The organism is Pseudoalteromonas sp. T1lg122, from assembly GCF_002964825.1.
Lineage (GTDB): Bacteria > Pseudomonadota > Gammaproteobacteria > Enterobacterales > Alteromonadaceae > Pseudoalteromonas > Pseudoalteromonas gelatinilytica.
Genome location: NZ_PQCG01000032.1, coordinates 201,536 through 220,388 on the forward strand (window position 1 = coordinate 201,536; position 18,853 = coordinate 220,388).

Consider the following 18,853-nt stretch of genomic DNA (forward strand, 5'->3'; position numbering starts at 1 on the left):
TAACACTTAAGGGTTTGGTTTTTTTGAGCTGTAAAAAAATCTTGAAAAATCAGAAATTTCCGATCAAAAAACAAGCTTTTACAAATCATAAAGTTAACCGATTAAACGTAAAATCACCGCAAATACGGCTTGTTCCTTAATTGAACAAAAGCCTTTTAAAGCAGTAAAATTATACTATTCAATATTAATTTTATGTTAATCACATAACGGAGAGTGTCATGAAAAGCTTGGTTACTAAACTAGCATTATTACCTTTAGCTATTGCGTCAGGTATTGCAATGGCAGGCACAAATTTAGTAGAAAACGGATCATTTGAAAATACAGATACAGTGACCGATCACAATGGTCAATGGCAGTTATTTGATGCAATTCCTGGTTGGACTCGAAGCGCTAACGCTAGATTTGAAATTCAAACGAATAAACTTGGGATTATTCCAGCACAAGATGGTGAGCAGCACATTGAGCTAGATTCAAGATCTAACTACAGCATCACACAAGCTCTTGCGACAGCAGATGGTAAAAAGTACGAATTGAGCTTTTATTACTCTGCGCGTGTAGTAGGTAATGAAGAAACAAACAAAGCGGAAGTTTTATGGAATGGTGAATCATTAGCCGTTGTCAACAGCAGCACAAAAGGCTGGACTAAATACAGCTTTACAGTTGAAGCTGACAGCGCAAGCTCAGTGTTGAGCTTTGCAGGCGCGGGTACATCTGATTCAGTAGGTGCATTCATCGATAACGTCGTAGTAACTGAGGTACCTGAACCATGTGCAGTTGTAACCGGTTTATATGGTATTAATAACTTTGGTTCTGAGACTGAAGGCTATGTGTATCACTTTAACCCAGAATCAAGCGCTGTAACGGTTGTTGCTGGTCTAAACAATACAGCATCAAATATTGCTAGCAAAGACGGTATGCTGTACTTCATGGAGCAGCTTGATAGCAGCAGCAAAGCGTCAAAAATCTATAGCTTAGATTTAGCTACCGACACGCAAGCTGAGGTTGCAGATGCGACATCATTCCCAATTTACCGCTCAACAGTGACTGCAGACGGTCTGTCTTTACGTGCGACAAGCAAGACATACATGTATGATTTTGACCTAACTACAGGCGAGAAAACGGTATTAGGTAAGCTTTCGTATGAAGGCGACTCATTCTCTGATGGCGACATCGCTTATTCAAGTGACTACAACGTACTTTACGTATTAACTGGTAAAGCACTTTACACATTAGATGAAGGCAGCCTTGAGTTAACTCAAATCGGTGAGCACGGTGTAAACTGGGCGTCAGGCATTGCGATTGCAGATGACGGTACAATTTACATATCAGGTAGAGAAAACGGCGAAAACGCGAAAATTTATACCTTAGATCAAAATACCGCTGAAGCGACATTCGTAATGGATGGCCCAGCACACGTAAACGACTTAACGTTTGTTAGTGAAGCAGTTTGCGCAGCAGAGTAAACTGTTTATAAAGCCATAAAATGCCAGCTTAGCTGGCATTTTTTTAACTAACCTGAGGTATCACTTATTTGTGAGTTTCTTCTGTTCTAACATCTCTTTCCAGTGCATCACTTCTGCGGGCAAAATAGGTGCTACGCCACTAAAACCTGCAACTTCAAGCATCTCTTCAACGCTGACAACACCTTGTTTACGTTTAAATACACCGCGCACATAAGCAATCGCATGTAAGCCTCGTTCAGAGTGAAACTTTTGCTCAATGTAAAAGTATTTATGATCCCAACCAACCAAGCGTGTACTAACGGTGTACTTTTGCATTGGTTTAATATCACGAATGTAGGTAATAGCTGTCGCGTTAACGATTGGGAACCAGCGGCGCTTCATAATGTGCTTTAGCAAGCCCACTCTCTCAGTCATCCAAGTACGGGCAAGATCCATCATTGCTAAGTAGCGAGAATTGGTCAGATGAAAGTTAATATCGCAATCGGTCGGTAACGCTTTGAATTCAATATCAATCGTGTCTAATAATTGTTGATAATCACGATTACGTTTAATTTTAAAAAACAGCAGTATTAGTCGAAAATAGAGGTTCACAGTAAAGGTCTAACCAGTTGATAATGAACAAAGTGTATCACAGCATATTGCTAAGGCGAATTTTCTGCTCTAATCTGTGCATATATTAGTATAAAAAAAGAATAACCTAATGAAATTATTTAGTTTGGTAACTTTGTTCACTGCAAGTTTTTTCACCAGCTCAGCATTTGCTGACTTCAACTTTCCAGGTGACGGTACTTTAAAATACCCAACGGGTGTTGAAAAAGCCTTTAAATTTGGCTTTGCTTGGCAACAAGATGCTGAGAAGTTCACTATTGGTGATAAAAGTTATGATATGTCATTACCTGAGTCATACTCAGTGGCGATTACACTCAGTAAAGACGAGCAACAGGTATGGGTTCAGGAATTTAATAATGGCTTTATTGAAGGCTTCAACTGGCAGATTGCTGATCACACCCTAAAACTCGAAAAGCGCAAATTCAGCGATTCAGTCAAAGGTGATTATGTTATCAGCCTTGATAATCGAGACTACTTTTTTGCCCGCAATAACATCAGTGTTGTTATTAAGTTCGACGATGAAGGTATAAAAAGTATCGCCATTGATGGTGTTACCAAAGACATGGGTACCAAGCAATAGTTTTTAATCGAAAAGAAAAAGGCTTAGGTTTTACCTAAGCCTTTTTTGCTTAATTAAGCTATATAATTAAACCTTCACTGTCTTACGGTTAATACCGTAATCGCGCAGCTTATTTGCCACTGCGGTGTGGCTCAAACCTAACCTTTTCGCTAATTGACGAGAGCTTGGATAAGCGGGGTAAAGCTTGCGAAGTAATGTCGCCTCAAAACGTTTTACCGCTTGGTCTAAGGTTCCTTCAAAGTCAGACTCAAGATAACCTAAATCATGGGTAAACGTTGGTAACTGCAAGTGCTCAATACGCAATTCGTTATCATCTAGCAAGGATACCGCACGGTAAATCGCATTTTCTAATTGGCGCACGTTACCCGGCCAAGGATAATCTTGTAAAAAGCGTAAACAATCTTCAGACATCACTGGCACAGAATGACCATTTTGCTGGGCATACTTTTGAATAAAGTGCTCTGCTAACGGACCAATATCAGCTTTTCTATCACGTAATGGCGCAATCTCTAAGGTTAAAACATTAATTCGGTAATAGAGATCTTCTCTAAATGTCCCCTCTTGCACCATTGCAGGTAAGTCTTTTTGTGTTGCAGCTACGATACGCACATTTACTTTTACTTCGTTTTCATCACCCACTTTTCGGAAGGTACCGTCTTGTAAAAAACGCAGTAACTTAGTTTGCAACTGAGTCGACATTTCACCAACTTCGTCTAAAAACACAGTGCCACCATCAGCTTGCTCTAAAACGCCACGTTTTGGTGCCGCGTTTTCTTCATAGCCTGCATAACCAAATAACTCAGACTCAGCGACATCATCAGGCAATGAAGCACACGACAGAGCGATAAATGGTTTTACTGAGCGGTTTGAGGCGTAATGACAAGCACGAGCAAGTAACTCTTTACCAGTACCGGTTTCGCCAGTAATCAGGATTGGTGCTTCAAGCTGTGCCATTTTACGCGCTTCACGAACCACACGGCGCATTGCAGTACTAAAATTATGGATGGTTGCAAAGCTTTCTTGGCCATAACGACGAAACGCACTGACTTGTTGACCTAGGCGACTTTGTGATTTGATGTTGATTACAGCGCCGGCTAACACATCCCCTTCAGCACCTTGTGGTACTGAAATAGGCAGAATATCAGCAATAAAGTCCTCACCTGCGACTTCAACTCGGGTAGTTTGGCCAAGCACTTCTTTGCCTTCAAGCCAACGCGTAAAGTTAAAACCTTTAAGCAAGTTATTGATGTTAGCGCCAATCACTTCGCTTTCAGATAATTGCAGATCACGACACGCAGCATCATTACATAAACGCACCCAGCCCTTAGCATCGATAGATATAACACCATCAGGTAAGGCACGCAGTAATGTATTTAACTCATTATGCTCTCGCTCAGAAGGTAAGAATGCAGTCGTACGAACGTCTTTCACACCATCTATCAAACGGATAGATGGCATGATTTTTTGGAATTGTTCAAATTCAATAGGCGGAAAGCTGACGTACATTCGACAATTAACCGAATCTACCTCGATGCCTTTTAAATCAACCTGGTAACTCACCAAGATATTGAGAATCTCTTGTGCGATACCAATTCGGTCAGCACAGTGGATATCTAAACGCATTACATCCTCAAAAAACGGGAACCTATAGTATGAGAATAATACGCTAACTCCCTGCAACTGGGTAGTCTATTGTAAACAATTTTGGACAAAAGAAGTTAATTAGTCGGATACTTGGTCCATTCTCCCCCATCCAGCTGAATGTAAGGCTGCCCTTTTATGTACATCATAACCGTATCTTGATTCTCGGCGACCTTGGCTGAGGTCGGTAAATTATCAAGCACGCGATTAATGGGTACCGTCCCTGTGAACAAATCGAGCTTCATCGTGTTATTGATTAATTCTGAAAGAGAAAAATAGCTCATTGTCTCATCAACAACATTAAGCCCATTATGTTTAATATCAGGCCCGATGAATTTTACTGCCGTAGGCACCGACACTATCGATGGACTCGGGATTTCACGTAATCCAGAAAATTGTAGTTTATCGCCTTGCAGTGCCGCACCATGCTCTGGCACAACCACCAACAGCACATTGCGACCTTGCGCTTCTAACTCAGTTATAAACTTATCAATATCGCTAAATAAGCGCTGCTGTCTAAGCGGATAACTTGCCAAGCTATTCATCCGTTCACGACCCGCAATTTGGTTGCCATCGTGTAAGCTAATGGTGTTGTAATAAAGAGCTCTAGGTTGCTCACTAGAACCTTGCTTTTTCAACCAATTAGTAAGGATATCTGCATCAGAATAAATCGGTTTGCCGTCAAAACCATATTGCGCGGCACTAAATTGACTAAAATCCAGTTTCGGCACAGACACACCGCCGTACTGCCTGATCAAACCTATAAAGTCATCAAAATGACCATCGTGGTTTAGCGCCACACTGGTTTTATAGCCAAGTTCAGCAAGATTAGTAAATAGTTGGCATTGCTCGTCAACCGGTTTGAATAGTTGCTCTTGACTTGTCTGCCCACAACTTGCTCGTAATAAACGAATTGCAGCAGGACCACTGTACGACGTTGCTGAGTTAAATTGGCTAAACAAAATATCAAAATCAGCAAACAGATTACGGGGTTCGACACCGATGGCGTTTAAATCTGCTGTCGCTAAAGAGCAAATATTCAATACAACGACATCAAATGGTTGGCCATTAAATGCATTTGGGAACTGACTTTGTAATAAATTTTGCTGCTGGTAAAAGTCTTGTAACTGTTGATCTGGCGTCTTTTGCGCTGCAGTGTCAGAGACTAAAACGGGAACTTGTTTTTGTACAACGTGGCTATTGGTTGCAACCTGAGGTGGAACCTCATTATCTGCAGCTGACCCACCGAGCCAATACGCATAAAGAAAACCAATAATAGAAATACTGGTATAACGTAACCACTTTACAGTAAACCAATAAAAAACCACCAAAGCGAAAAGCGCAAAAATCAAATCAAAACTAATAACGCGCGACGTGATCTCAAAAAAATAGCCGATGCTAAAATCTTGTACATTGCCAGCTTGCTTGGTGAGCCGAGAAATCGGGGGCAACCATGAATCGTGATACAACAAGGCAACACCAATTACCACACTCAGAATCTGTTTAATGCGAGCCAACCAAATATGTTGAAAAGAGATAGCAAGAAATGCAAAAAAAGCTAAGTTTGCAAATAAATCAAACGAAATATCACCTCGGCTATACAGAACAAACTTAACTAAAAAATATAAATTCCAAAAACCTAATCCTGAAAGCCTCACTTGTTATCCTTTTTGAGTCGTCTTGGCGTATAAGGCGTTAATAATACATGCCTAAATGTTAGTTTTCGGTATAGCACGACTGCTTTTTTAAACAATAACTTACCTGTATTACTCAGCAGAATGCCGATTAACATTGCGATGATAAAAGTTATAAAAAACTGATTTAAGCTCATGATAGTTCACCTTTTAAGGTCACTTTTACTGGCTCGGATATAGGTCGAATCACTTTTTTAAATTCCGGTGTTTCAGTGTTTAAACTTGCTATATCTGATGCTTTTGCGTCAAAAATATAGCTTACATTTTCTTGTAATTGCTGAGTAAAGTCTGTTATTTCAGTATTAGCAAAATGACGTTGCATGCGGCGACATTCTTGCTGAATATAAAAATGATCAGCAATGACATTTTTTGACATAAAGAAGTCACTCACCTGTAATTTAAATAAATGCTTAATTGCGCTTTCAACATCGTGTTCTCGACAAGCATGTAGGTAAAGATAAACCGTACCATCAGCAAAACTAAAAATATCCCCTTCGCGCTTTACATGGAATAAATGCAATGGGTGTATCGCATCAATACGAGGCAAAAGCTGCATCAAAACAAGTACGCCGCTTACGCCAAGGTTGGCAGCAGAATCACTATGCTTCGCAACCTGCTCTGCGAATTTAACAGGAGGTAAATACCCTTTAGCCAATACATTTTCACTGTATTTTAGAACATCATCAATCGATTTTGGTAGGGGTCTTGAAAACTGAAACCCTTGAATTGACTGAATTTGTGACAGTAATCGCGAAGGCTCAGAATAACTATATAAAATAAGATTAACCCCTAAGGTTAAAAATAGGCACTCATCTTGATGGCGAATAATGCCATCAACATTTTGAATAACCAATTTCAACCGACGACCACATTTTTTACGAAGAGAGAAGCAATCTTTGGCTAATACTTTTAAATCAGTGTAGCGGCTAACGGCAAATACTAAGGTCGCTGACTTTTTAGTTAGCCCTTTAGAAAAAAGAGCATCATTGTCATCAATAATTTTATAAAAAACAGGGAGCTTTGTCCCCTCAGGCACAGCACTGCGAGTTAGCCATACCTCGTCTTCATCAAAATCTTGAGCCGTTGGCTGCGACTTTTCATCGGCTTCTTGCTCTTCTTCAATTAATGCAAGCTGACCATCATAAAGCTGCAAATTGACTGAGCGTCCAGCAATGACACCTTCTTTGTGGCACCAATAATCATACTCAAGGGTACGGATAGATGCTTCTTGAGTCATGTAAATTAAGCCGTCAAAGAAACGGTTTAAAGCTAACAACTGGCGCCTCAATTCACTGACATGGGCTCCTGACATTAAAAACACTAAAGTGACATTTTTTGACTGTGACAAAGCCAGATAAAGCTTGAGTTTTTCACCAAGCTGTTGCTCATTCAAGGAAACTAACTGCTCTGAATCGACATGCACGATAACCGTACTGTTTTTTAGTTGCTCATACTGTTTTATTTCGTTAATAACACCACGGGAAAAATGCAAACTTTTTGATACATTCTCATTATGATGTAAATGGAAAGGACGTAGTACCCCTTGTTCGAACAAAGTGAACAATAACTCGCTTCCCTCTCCTTCGAAAAATAGTTCGACTTGTTCAGAGAGCAAAAAAACCGAGTCTTTATGATTGGTTAAAAGATGCCTTGTTAACTCTAATAGCTGATTATCTAGCGGGGCAAGTAAAGCATAATTTGCGCCTCGCTTAAGCTCAGAGAAAGCTCCGTTTAGTCCTGTAATATTTAAATGAGGCACTAACAAACCCTTAAAAAAGATACTTTAGTACTAGTTTTAAACGCTATTCTATATATAATGCAAATTATGTCCATGGATCGTGAACATTTTTAAGCTAATTTTTCTCATTACGGTTTTTTAGATGAATGACTTTGCAGTAAAAAATTCACACACCTTAACTCAATATGATATTGAGAAGTTGTTACGTCAATTTGGTGGCAAGGAAACAGATTATGTTGAAATTGTTGATGTCGAAAAAAATCGCAAAACGATTGAAAAATACCCTTTGCTTAACGATATTGCATTAGCAACGACACAAACACAGAGCACTAAAAAAATTAACAAAAGCGCAATAAAGACTCATAAATGAAGCGGATTTTTTTAAAAGGAATTAAAGGCGGGACAGGTACAACATCGATTGTGGCCAATCTTGCTTGCGCCTTAAGAAAATCAAATGTGCCTGTGTATGCCATCGATTTAGACCCTAAAGGCGACTTAGGCCTACACCTTGGACTTGCCTGGGAGCATCTGCTTGGCTGGAGCGATTACCCAGACTTCGCTTCAGCATGTGAGCAGTTCCACCAAGATAACGATGGTGTAAGGTTTTTACCTTATGGTAGCCGCTCGAACTTAGGCTTAGACTTTTCGAGCATTATCGAGAGCTGTCAGCAACTTAATGACAGCGATGACAGCTGGTTTTTATTTGACTGCCCTGCCCATGTCGATGTGCATCGCTACCCGCTAAATGAAGACGATATATTCCTTGAGATTATTAATTGTGATGCTATTTGTCACAGCTTTGCTTTCAAGCGTTTAAACACACTTAAACAGGCAGAGTCATCATGGCAGCATTACTTTTTAACTAATAAATATAACTCTGCCTCTGAGCTTGAATCAGATCTATTGCAGCTTTGGCAAAGTGAACTGCCGTTAATTGCGCCTTTATATATCAACAAAGATGAAGTGATCAAAGAAGCCACCGCGTTTCGCAATGTGGCGATTAACTGTGCACCGTATAGCGTTGCTAATGACGATTTTGAAACGCTAGCAGGTTGGCTTGTAAGCCGTGCGAGTCAGAATGAGCAATAAAATAAGTTCTGTAAGTGTATCGCAACGCTTATTAAAAGTGCTATTAAGCTTAGTTTTAACCAAGCCGCTTGTACGGTTTGTATTCATTAAGTTTCATGGTTATTACAATCAACATAAAATGAGCTTGTTGGGTGCATTTTTACTGCCTTTCTTTGTGCTTTTTTTGTCATTATTTATTAAATTAGATAACAACAAAAAACGAGAAATTAAACATAAATTACAGCGTTTATACCCCCATGTATCTCAACCTGTTTTGACACCGAGTAACTGTGTTCGAATTGTATTGCAAAGTATTTATCTTGCGCTATTCAACACCACCACAACCTCACAGCAGCACATAACCATTGAACAGCGTAAAACTTGGCGCAAAATAACACGCTCTGCACGCTTATTAAGACTGGCAGACAGCAAGCTTGTACGCTCATTTAAAGTACTTTGGTTAGTCGCAAAAAAACAAACCAAAACTAAATCATATAAAGCGGTGAGTCGCTCATCCATTTGGCAAAATAGCACCTTAAAAGTCGCGTTTTTAACCCTACTTATTTTTGCTGTAGCTGTTTTTATCACCGTACCATTTAGTATTGAAGCACAAGCAGTGTTCATTAGTTTAATTTTGGTGGTTGCTTATTCACTCAGACGTGTTGAAGGTCAAATAGCGACCATTGTGATGATCACCCTATCTGTGACAACGTCAACACGTTATCTATGGTGGCGCTACACAGATACCCTGAACTGGGGGGACCCGTTAGCCCTTGCACTCGGGATTGGTTTATTGCTTGCTGAAAGTTACGCTTGGTTAGTTCTGATCTTAGGTTTCTTCCAAACCATCAATCCACTGCACCGCAAGCCCATTGCATTAGGAAAAGACACAGCAAACTGGCCAACAGTTGATATTTATATTCCGACTTATAATGAGCCATTAGAGGTAGTAAAACCCACCACGATTGCTGCGCAAAGTATTGATTGGCCTGCAGATAAGCTAAATATTTATATTTTAGATGATGGTAAGCGCCCTGAATTTGCAGAATTTGCAAAGCAAATTGGTGTTGGTTATTTAACTCGTCCTGATAACAAACATGCCAAAGCCGGTAACATGAATCATGCGATGAAAGTAACGAATGGTGACTACATCGCTATTTTTGACTGTGATCACATCCCTGCTCGCTCATTTTTACAGATGACAATGGGGCAGTTCATCAATGATAGTAAAGTGTGTTTAGTACAAACACCTCACCACTTTTTCTCTGCCGATCCATTTGAGCGCAATCTAAAGAACCATCGAAAAATCCCTAATGAAAACATGCTGTTTTATGGTTTAATCCAAGATGGTAATGATATGTGGGATGCAACCTTCTTCTGTGGTTCGTGTGCTGTGTTAAGGCGTAGTGCCCTTGAAGAAATTGGTGGTTTTGCGGTAGAAACCGTCACAGAAGACGCCCATACCGCGCTTAGAATGCAGCGCGCAGGCTACAAAACAACGTACATTAATATTCCGCAAGCTGCAGGCCTTGCCACTGACAGCTTATCTGCCCACGTTGGCCAGCGTATTCGTTGGGCACGCGGCATGGCGCAAATATTCCGATTAGATAACCCACTGTTTGGTAAGGGCTTAAATATTGCACAGCGACTGTGTTACTTAAACGCTATGTTGCACTTTTTATCGGGTATCCCGCGCATTGTGTTTTTAACCGCGCCGCTGGCATTAATTTATTTCAATGCGCAAATTATCTATGCACCGTTTGTTGCTATCTTTCTTTATATTGTGCCAACGCTGTTACAGGTAAAAATCACCAATTCCCGAATTCAAGGAAAGTACCGCTATTCATTTTGGGGCGAAGTTTATGAATCAGTACTTGCTTGGTATATTTTAAAACCCACTACAGTTGCGCTTATCAACCCGAATAAGGGCAAGTTTAACGTGACCGAAAAAGGTGGCTTAAACAAGCAAGATCACTACGACTGGACGATTTCGAAGCCTTATATAATCTTGTTACTGGTTAACGTGTTAGGTATGACCTACGGCGTATTTAGATTGCTTTTCGGCGATAGTTCACAAACAGGCGTACTCGTCATTAGTATGCTGTGGGCAAGCTATAACGTGATAATTTTGGGTGCTGCTGTGGCTGTTGCCGCTGAAGCGAAACAAGTACGTAGCTCACACCGTATCAAAGCAAATTTCCCTGCGGCTATTCGCCTAGCCAATGGCCGCACCATTAAAGTGAAAATTACGGACTACTCAAATAATGGCGTTGGTCTTGAAACTGAACACAATCATCTGTGCCGTGTAAATGATAAGGTAGAGCTGCTAATGAGTCGTGGCTTGAAACAGTTTTCATTCCCGACCTATATTTGTAACACCCGCGATAAGCAGTTGGGTCTGACCCTCAGAGATTTAGATTTAGAAAAACAAACAGCCTTTATTCAATGCACTTTCTCACGTGCTGATGCTTGGCTTGATTGGCAAGAAAACTTTAAACACGACAAGCCTTCGTATAGCTTTTCTCACGTTTTTTATACCAGTATTAAAGGCTTTAAGAACTTGATTTTCCATGCCCCAAATGAATTAAGACCCGCGATTGCGTTTGCATCAAGAGTCTTGTACTTTGTGGCGTCGTTATTACCCAAAAAACCAACAAAAGTACTAAAAACATCATGATAAGAACTTTTTTAACCTTGTTATTCGCTGTTATCACACTCAGCTTATCTGGCTGGGCGATAAGTGCTGAGCCTCTTTCTAATAAAGCGATTTTTGATCATGGTTATCCTGAACAAGCGCCAATTGAAAGCATGACGCTAAGCTTTGAAAAGCTTGGATTAAGCAAGTTTAAACTTGATGGTGTGAGCAATAGTACCCGCGTTGATTTTACGAACCGTCTTGATAAGTTAGGTAAAAAACTAACCCTCGATTTTTCATATACCACGTCACCATCCCTGATAGGTCGTGTGTCACATTTAAAAATTTTCTTAAATGAAAATCTTGTTACTGTGTTGCCTATCGATGATAAGAACACGCCTATCGGCACTGTCGCTGAGCGTAGCATCGTGCTTAACCCTAAATTAATTAAAGACTTTAACCAAATTCGTTTTGAGTTAGTGGGTTATTACGACATGGTTTGTCAGGATGATTATAGTAATGCAATTTGGGCTGAGCTGAGTAAAAGCAGCCGTATTTCTATTGACCGTCAAGCACTGGCACTTGAAAGCTTGTTAGAGTATTTCCCTGCACCATTTTTTGACTCTCGCGACTACAATAAGGTCACTTTGCCATTCGTTTTTGCATCACAACCCGATGAAAATACGTTAGAAGCTGCCACAACCTTATCAAGCTTTTTTGGCGCGCAAGCAAAATGGCGCAAAGCGCAGTTCCCAGTGCAAATCAATGCCACCCCAACAGAGCATAGTGTGGTTTTTGCCACCAATGACAACAAGCCTGACTTTTTATTAAATTACCCTAATGTTGATAAACCAACAGTCGAAATAATCAGCAGCCCAACTCACCGTTACGCCAAGGTACTGCTTGTTTTAGGTAAAGACACGGCGCAATTAAAAGAAGCCGTTGTTGGTTTAGTCTTTGGTTATAAAGTGATGACAGGTCGCAGCGCAACCATTGATGCAATTAGCAATTTACCACTTAGAAAAGCCTACGATGCCCCACTGTGGGTGCGCTCTGATCGCCCAGTGAGCTTTGATGAGTTTATTGAATACCCTACTCAACTGCAGTCAGAAGGTTATCGCGGTCTGCCAGTTCGTTTAGATTTACGCTTTGCACCCGATTTATTTACTTGGCGTGAAAATGGTATTCCGATTACATTGAATTATCGCAACACACCTGTTGAACAAAACATGTTGTCGCGTTTGAACATGCTGATCAACGGTAAGTTTGTGGATGGTTTTATTCTTGATAACGAAGGCGGTAAAACAATAACAACCAATACGTTGTTGCCGCTTCTATCAGATTTTAATCCAACTCAAACTCGTCAAGACTTTGAATTAACAGGGTTAGATTTAACAACAAATAACCAGCTGACTTATGACTTTAACTTTGCTGTTGTAAAAACCGGTGAGTGTAGTGCCATTCCAGCCGGTGGTGAATTTGGCGCTATTGACGGCAGCTCTACGATTGATGTGAGTGACTTCCATCACTATATTGCCATGCCAAACTTACGTGCCTTTGCAAGTGGTGGTTTTCCATTTACCAAATATGCCGATTTACACCAAAGTACTTTGGTGATGGAAGCTAACGCCTCAGTTAACGCGATTAGCTTATTGCTTAATTTTGCGGGTCATTTAGGCGCTATTACCGGCTACCCTGCGCACCGTTTAGAAATTCAATTCCCAAGTAACCAATTAGCGCTAAACGATAAGGACATTATTATCATTGGTAAGGCTGATTCATTCTTAACATCCCTTGCCAAAGATAGCGCCCTAAGTGTGCTTATCAACAACAACCAACGCATTGTTGATCAAGCTATCTACAATGGTGCATACGACACAAAAGGCGCTGAAAAAATTAAAGTAAACATCAGCAGCATTGGTCGTTTAGCTGTGATGTCAGGATTTCAGTCACCATTCGATTCAGACCGTTCAGTGGTATCTTTAATTGCCAGTAATGAAAGTGCATATGCGCTACTCACTGATGCCTTATTAAATGAAGATAAAACTGCTCAAATAATGGGAAGCTCCGCCATTATCAATAGCCAAGGCATCAAAACGATTAAAACCGATGAGCAGTATTTTGTTGGTCATGTGCCTATTCATACACTTATTTGGTTCCACTTTTCAGACCGCCCAGTCCTGTTAGCGATTCTGTCGCTACTTACACTACTACTTATTTCATTTATGTTGTGGCGAGTGCTTGCGCTACTGACCAAAAAACGTTTATCTGAAGGAGATCAGGCATAATGAAAACTATCGCTTCTTTACTATTCGTTTTTGTTTTTTCAAGCAGTGCCTTAGCCCAATTAAGCTGTAGCGCTTGGCCGCAGTGGAATAACTTTAAAACTCACTTCATTACACCAGAAGGACGTGTAATTGATTTAGGCAGTGAATACGACATCACCACCTCTGAAGGGCAATCTTATGCGTTATTCTTTGCATTACTTGCCAATGATAAAGCCAGCTTCGATAAATTACTTGAGTGGACTGAAGTACACCTTTCTGAAGGTGATTTAAGTACCCGTTTACCAGCATGGCAATGGGGCATTAAACAAAGCCAAGGACAAATTATTGATTCTAATCCAGCTTCTGATTCAGATTTATGGATTGCTTATACCCTGTCACAAGCGGCTATCTTATGGAATGAAAGACGCTACGCAGTGCTAAGCTCAGTGCTTGCTGAGCGCATTATTCGTGAAGAAACCGCGCAGATACCAAACCTTGGCCTGACCTTGTTACCTGGGCCATCAGGCTTTGAAAAAGACAGTAGCTGGAAATTAAATCCAAGCTATGCACCGCTATTTATATTTGCGCAATTTGCACATTTATACCCTCACTCGCCTTGGCAAACATTACACGATAACTCGGCGCAGTTATTAATAGATACAGCACCAAAAGGCATGAGCCCTGACTGGGTTAATTACAGCGTTGAAAAAGGCTTTTATCATGATAAAAGCACGCCAGCCACAGGTAGTTACAATGCAATCCGCGTTTATCTTTGGGCCAGCATGATGGCAGAAGATGCACCTTATAAAAATGCCCTTGCTAAGCAGTTTAAACCCTTTATTGATAGCATAGTCTCTTCAGGCAAAGTGCCATTAGAAACCAATGCCGTCACGGGCAGTACAGCTGGCAATGCCCCAAGTGGTTTTGTTGCTGCTTTATTACCACTGCTTGCTGAAGAGAATGCATCACAAGCTGTCACTGCGTTACAGCAGCAAATTATGATGGACACCCGCTTTACCACCAGCCGCTATTACGACAGCGTGTTGTATTTATTTGGTAATAGCGCATTGAACAAACGCTTTAGTATTGATAAAAACGGCGCCTTAACAACTAACTGGAGCAATGAATGCCGATAAAGTGGCTACTTGCTGCAGTTTTAGCAAGCTCCAGTGCATCCGCAGCAGTTAACAAGGACCTTGATAGTCAATCAATTGATTGGTTAATTAGCCAAGTGCAACTAGGTGAAATTGAGCGTGATAATCAATTGATGAGCGACAGCTTAGAAAAGCTGCAAAGCATTGCACCTAAAAACACCCAAGTGCAATGCGCAGAGGTGCGTGTTTTATATAGCCTAAAAGAAGTCGATAAAGCCAATGCACGTTTAGCAGAGCTCAGTAAGATGTCGCATCCGTGTATAACAAGCTTAACTATGCTCGCACGAGTCAATAATCAAGACAAAGAAGTGGTTCAAAAAGCCAGGCTTCGTGCCAGAGCTGGTCAGTACAGCGAAGCAGTGCAAATGTACAACCGCCTATTTAAATCTGCTTACCCGAATATTGAATATGAGCTTGAGCACATCAACTGGCTTGCTCAAGATTCAAGTCAGTATCAACAAGCACTGCGCGGTTATCGTTCTTTAATGAAACGCTACCCTCATAGTGGCCGTTTTGAGCTTGCCTATGCGAGGCATCTATTAACACAGAACCCAACGAATAAAGAAGCCATTAAGCTACTTAGCCACTATGCACACAGCAATCAATATGGTGTAGAAGCCGAATTTGCTTGGCTTGCAGCGCTTGAAAACATGCCGCTTAATAAACACACTAAGCTTGCTTATCAAGACTACTTTGCTGCCTACCCTAAAAGCAGTAAAGGTCAGCTGCAATTTAGTGACTTTAAAAAAGCACATTTGGCTGAACAAAAAAAGCAAGCGGATCCTGCTTATCAGGCATGGCTCAAAGGCAGTGTCGAACTTGAAAAACGTCACTTTGATACGGCAGAAAAGCTCTTCAATAAAGCTCTGCGAGGGCGTCCTCAAGATCCTGAAATATACAATAGCCTAGGTTTATTAAACTTAAGACAAGGCAGGAATGCCAATGCCTACCAGTACTTTAAAAAAGCACAACAATACAGCATAGATGCAAACCGCATAACGGTATTAAAAGGTCTCGCCAATACCGCACGTTTTTGGCAATACATTGATGAAGCTAAATCGGCCATTAGTAGCAATGAGTTAAAACAGGCTGCACTTAAGCTTGATTTAGCAGATACGTTAAATGAAGACCCTAATACCGTGTTGTTTTACCGCGCTGAACTTGCCAAACAAGCTGGGCAATACCAAAACGCGATGAATCTCTATAAGCAAGTGCTAAAAGACGATCCTCTGCAACAGCCTACTTTGCGTGCCATGCTCGAATTAACGGCCTCAGATGGCAATTATGCTCGTAGTCATCAATTTTATAATAGCTTAACTCGTCAGCAACAAGCGCTACTGACTGAAGATTACACCCTATTACAAACACAGCAACTACGAGTTAGAGCAGACGAACTAACTTCACAAGGTAAGCTTGATGAAGCGGTTGATGTGCTACTTATGGCAATTAAACAAAGCCCTCGTCAAAGCTGGCTATATTACGACCTTGCAAATTTATACCAGCAACAGGGTTTAGTTGATCATGCGAAAGCGCTGTATAAAAAAACCTTGTGGCAATTTCCGCTAGATGCAGATTTACGTTATAGCCATGCCCTATTTTTACGTTCGTTGAATGACTATCAAGGAGCATTGGCAACCTTAGATTACATTCCTAATAACGCACGCACCGAACAAATCAATGTACTCACAGAACAATTGAGTATTAATACTAAGCTAGAAAGATTGTCTGCTAACAACACAGCTAGCAATAAAGCCACGGTGATTTATAAGCTTACCGAGTTAGAAGCACAGCCATTGACACCTTTAATGCAAGCTGAGCTTGCCAGCCAATGGCAACAAATTAATGAGCAGCAGTATGCGATTAGACAACTGAAAAAAGCCCTCAATCGTGACCCAAGCTTGAGCCCTTATTGGCATATGACTTATGCTAATTGGCTAATTGAAAGCAACGATAAAAACACTGCTGATAGCTGGTTTGCAGACTATCACCTGCCGAGTAACGCAACCGATGCAGAGCAATCACAATGGTTAGCACTTCAAGTTAATTACGTTAATCGCTTTAGTGATAGTAATCTTAGAGTTGCTAAGCTCTCAGAGCTTGCAACACGCTACCCTGAGAACCCAGAACTGTCAGAGGCGCTGATCAATGCTCATATCGAGCAAGGCAATAGTAATCAGGCCATTATCCGCTTTGAGCAACACATCGCAAATGGGCAAACTGTCTCAACGGATACTGCTTTAGCTATTGCGACACTCGCTCGTCAGCAGCAAAGAGATGATTTAGCTGATCGCATCATTGCTGGACAAATTAATCAGGTTTCAAGTGAACAAAGCTATCGTCAGCAGCAATTAATGACCGCACTTGAACAATTTGAAGATACACAAAGTGCCATTAATCTAGCTGAAAAATTGCTGGCTAAATCAAACAATAACCAAGAACTTTATTATCAAGCGGCAGCGGTTGCACAAGCTAAGCAACAAACTACGCTTGCTCAAAACTGGTACCGCGCGGCAGTTGATCCAGATACGGCAACGAGCAACTTAAGCGATGAGCAGCACTATGAGCTGTATGCCCTTGATGAAAATGAAGCATGGTATGTCAATAATGCCAAGCGCCAATTACAAAGCATCGAGCGCAATGAACAAGCCTATATCACAGCCGCTATCAACTTAAGTAGCCAAACAAGCACGCAAAATGAGTCAACCCTCGGCGCTGGTGCAACGCCTATCGAAGCCGGTTTTCCACTGTGGGGTGGCACTGGGATTGTGAAATTAGACCCAATGACGATATCGAGCCAAGAAACCCGCTTTGATGAAACCTTTGCAGGTAGCCGCTATGGTCAAGGGGCCCTCTGTATTTTTGACTGCCCACTTTTAAGCATAAAACCAAAGCAACAAGGTATGGATATTGGCCTTGCTTGGCAAAACGAGCAATGGCGCATTGATGTTGGTACCACTCCACTTGGCTTTTTAGTCGAAGATATCGTGTGGGGCGTTAATTACAAAGGTGATTTAGGCGACTTTGGTTATGGCGTCACGTTTAATAAACGCCCAGTCACTAGCTCTGTATTATCTTACGCCGGACTTGAAGATGTCTTTACCAACCAAGTATGGGGCGGTGTTAGAGCTACGCAATTACAACTTAGTCTATCTCATGACCTAGGCCTAGATTGGGGGTTTTGGGGCAGTACCAACTATCAACTCTTGCAAGGTAAAAATGTCAAAGACAACCAAAGCTACAGCCTAATGGGGGGGAGTTACTATCGCTATATTCGCGAAAGAAACACCGAATTAAGCCTAGGTCTTAACTTATTACACTGGTCATATAAGTATAATTTAAGTGAAGAAACCTGGGGGCATGGTGGCTATTACAGCCCACAAAACTACTTGGGCGCGTCTTTACCTGTGATTTTTGATAAACGAATTGGTCATAATTTTGTATATAGGCTTCGGGCTGGGGTGTCTTGGTCTACCACCACCACTGACGACATCGCATTTTTCCCGAACGACCCTATTTTGCAAGGCCAAGCAGAAGCTCAAACAGCTGTAACGGGTGTTGTGCCTTACTTTGAGGGCGATACCAGCAGTGGCTTATCGTATAACTTAGGGGCAAGTTTTGAGTATCGATTCACGCCTCATTGGTTCTTTGGTGGTTACTTCAACCTAGATAGAGCCGATTTTTATGAACCGAATTACGCTCAGCTGTACTTCCGTTATTACTTTAATCCGGTGTATAGCGAGCTGGCATTCCGGGGTAAACCTGTTGTGCCTTATGCAAGCTACTAACCATCGCATCACAAGGGGCAAGTGTCGCAAGATCTTCCCCTCACCATAAGGTCTATGTATACTGTAGCGCACTTGTAGCTAGGATAAGGGTGTGTCTCTTACCTTCAAGTATAAAACTTGAGCAACAAACCATTATCTTAGCTGCATCAATAAACATGGCCGCCCGTTCACTAAATAAATACATAGAACGACCAAAGCAAAAACAATAAGGCCTCAAAT

12 protein-coding genes are annotated in these 18,853 nt (G+C 41.2%); 8 read left to right on the plus strand and 4 right to left on the minus strand.

All coding sequences use genetic code 11. The features are described 5' to 3' along the window. Nucleotides 1-218: 218 nt before the first annotated feature. Nucleotides 219-1,463, plus strand: a complete 1,245-nt coding sequence (locus tag C2M33_RS13490; RefSeq protein WP_105174656.1) for a DUF642 domain-containing protein — start codon at nucleotides 219-221, stop codon at nucleotides 1,461-1,463. Nucleotides 1,464-1,523: 60 nt separating this feature from the next. Here C2M33_RS13490 and C2M33_RS13495 read toward each other — a convergent pair whose 3' ends face one another. Then, on the minus strand, nucleotides 1,524-2,054 hold the full coding sequence (locus C2M33_RS13495) for a thioesterase family protein (RefSeq protein WP_063700236.1): 531 nt from the start codon (nucleotides 2,052-2,054) through the stop codon (nucleotides 1,524-1,526). Nucleotides 2,055-2,163: 109 nt separating this feature from the next. Here C2M33_RS13495 and C2M33_RS13500 point away from each other — a divergent pair, with 109 nt between their 5' ends. Then, a complete protein-coding gene (locus C2M33_RS13500) occupies nucleotides 2,164-2,652 on the plus strand; it encodes a hypothetical protein (RefSeq protein ID WP_063700238.1) in 489 nt (162 codons plus the stop codon). 66 nt (nucleotides 2,653-2,718) lie between these two features. On the opposite strand, the gene tyrR is transcribed toward C2M33_RS13500, so the two are convergent. From tyrR to bcsE, 3 genes are all read right to left on the minus strand, one after another. Next, the gene (gene tyrR / locus C2M33_RS13505) at nucleotides 2,719-4,275 is read right to left on the minus strand and encodes a transcriptional regulator TyrR (protein WP_054561931.1); all 1,557 of its coding nucleotides are present in this window, start codon (nucleotides 4,273-4,275) and stop codon (nucleotides 2,719-2,721) included. Nucleotides 4,276-4,370: 95 nt separating this feature from the next. Beyond that, entirely contained in the window at nucleotides 4,371-5,951 is a 1,581-nt protein-coding gene (bcsG, locus tag C2M33_RS13510) for a cellulose biosynthesis protein BcsG (RefSeq protein WP_063700240.1), read from the minus strand. Between the two features lie 169 nt (nucleotides 5,952-6,120). Continuing rightward, complete coding sequence (gene bcsE / locus C2M33_RS13515; RefSeq protein ID WP_105174657.1) at nucleotides 6,121-7,746, minus strand: cellulose biosynthesis protein BcsE; 1,626 nt, start codon at nucleotides 7,744-7,746, stop codon at nucleotides 6,121-6,123. A 121-nt stretch (nucleotides 7,747-7,867) separates the two neighbouring features. On the opposite strand from bcsE, the gene bcsR reads away from it, so the two are divergent. Genes bcsR through C2M33_RS13545 form a run of 6 tightly spaced genes read left to right on the plus strand, consistent with a single transcriptional unit; the run spans nucleotide 7,868 to nucleotide 18,634 of the window. Then, entirely contained in the window at nucleotides 7,868-8,095 is a 228-nt protein-coding gene (gene bcsR / locus C2M33_RS13520; RefSeq protein ID WP_063700244.1) for a BcsR/BcsP family cellulose biosynthesis protein, read from the plus strand. Further along, nucleotides 8,092-8,814, plus strand: coding sequence for a cellulose biosynthesis protein BcsQ (gene bcsQ / locus C2M33_RS13525; protein WP_063700246.1), 723 nt, complete (start codon nucleotides 8,092-8,094; stop codon nucleotides 8,812-8,814). Before bcsR ends, bcsQ begins: the two co-directional genes overlap by 4 nt. After that, nucleotides 8,804-11,470, plus strand: coding sequence for a UDP-forming cellulose synthase catalytic subunit (bcsA, locus tag C2M33_RS13530; protein ID WP_105174658.1), 2,667 nt, complete (start codon nucleotides 8,804-8,806; stop codon nucleotides 11,468-11,470). The genes bcsQ and bcsA overlap by 11 nt, the downstream gene beginning before the upstream one ends. Continuing rightward, nucleotides 11,467-13,716, plus strand: coding sequence for a cellulose biosynthesis cyclic di-GMP-binding regulatory protein BcsB (bcsB, locus tag C2M33_RS13535; protein ID WP_105174659.1), 2,250 nt, complete (start codon nucleotides 11,467-11,469; stop codon nucleotides 13,714-13,716). Before bcsA ends, bcsB begins: the two co-directional genes overlap by 4 nt. After that, entirely contained in the window at nucleotides 13,716-14,831 is a 1,116-nt protein-coding gene (gene bcsZ, locus C2M33_RS13540; RefSeq protein WP_105174660.1) for a cellulose synthase complex periplasmic endoglucanase BcsZ, read from the plus strand. The genes bcsB and bcsZ overlap by 1 nt, the downstream gene beginning before the upstream one ends. Next, the gene (locus C2M33_RS13545) at nucleotides 14,822-18,634 is read left to right on the plus strand and encodes a cellulose synthase subunit BcsC-related outer membrane protein (RefSeq protein ID WP_105174661.1); all 3,813 of its coding nucleotides are present in this window, start codon (nucleotides 14,822-14,824) and stop codon (nucleotides 18,632-18,634) included. Before bcsZ ends, C2M33_RS13545 begins: the two co-directional genes overlap by 10 nt. Nucleotides 18,635-18,853: the final 219 nt, after the last annotated feature.

Bases quoted from the DNA above. Each gene is read 5' to 3' on its own strand.
- C2M33_RS13500 (WP_063700238.1), top strand. From the start codon at position 2,164: ATGAAATTATTTAGTTTGGTAACTTTGTTCACTGCAAGTTTTTTCACC.
- bcsZ (WP_105174660.1), top strand. From the start codon at position 13,716: ATGAAAACTATCGCTTCTTTACTATTCGTTTTTGTTTTTTCAAGCAGT.
- bcsB (WP_105174659.1), top strand. From the start codon at position 11,467: ATGATAAGAACTTTTTTAACCTTGTTATTCGCTGTTATCACACTCAGC.
- bcsQ (WP_063700246.1), top strand. From the start codon at position 8,092: ATGAAGCGGATTTTTTTAAAAGGAATTAAAGGCGGGACAGGTACAACA.
- bcsR (WP_063700244.1), top strand. From the start codon at position 7,868: ATGAATGACTTTGCAGTAAAAAATTCACACACCTTAACTCAATATGAT.
- bcsA (WP_105174658.1), top strand. From the start codon at position 8,804: ATGAGCAATAAAATAAGTTCTGTAAGTGTATCGCAACGCTTATTAAAA.
- C2M33_RS13545 (WP_105174661.1), top strand. From the start codon at position 14,822: ATGCCGATAAAGTGGCTACTTGCTGCAGTTTTAGCAAGCTCCAGTGCA.
- C2M33_RS13490 (WP_105174656.1), top strand. From the start codon at position 219: ATGAAAAGCTTGGTTACTAAACTAGCATTATTACCTTTAGCTATTGCG.
- tyrR (WP_054561931.1), bottom strand. From the start codon at position 4,275: ATGCGTTTAGATATCCACTGTGCTGACCGAATTGGTATCGCACAAGAG.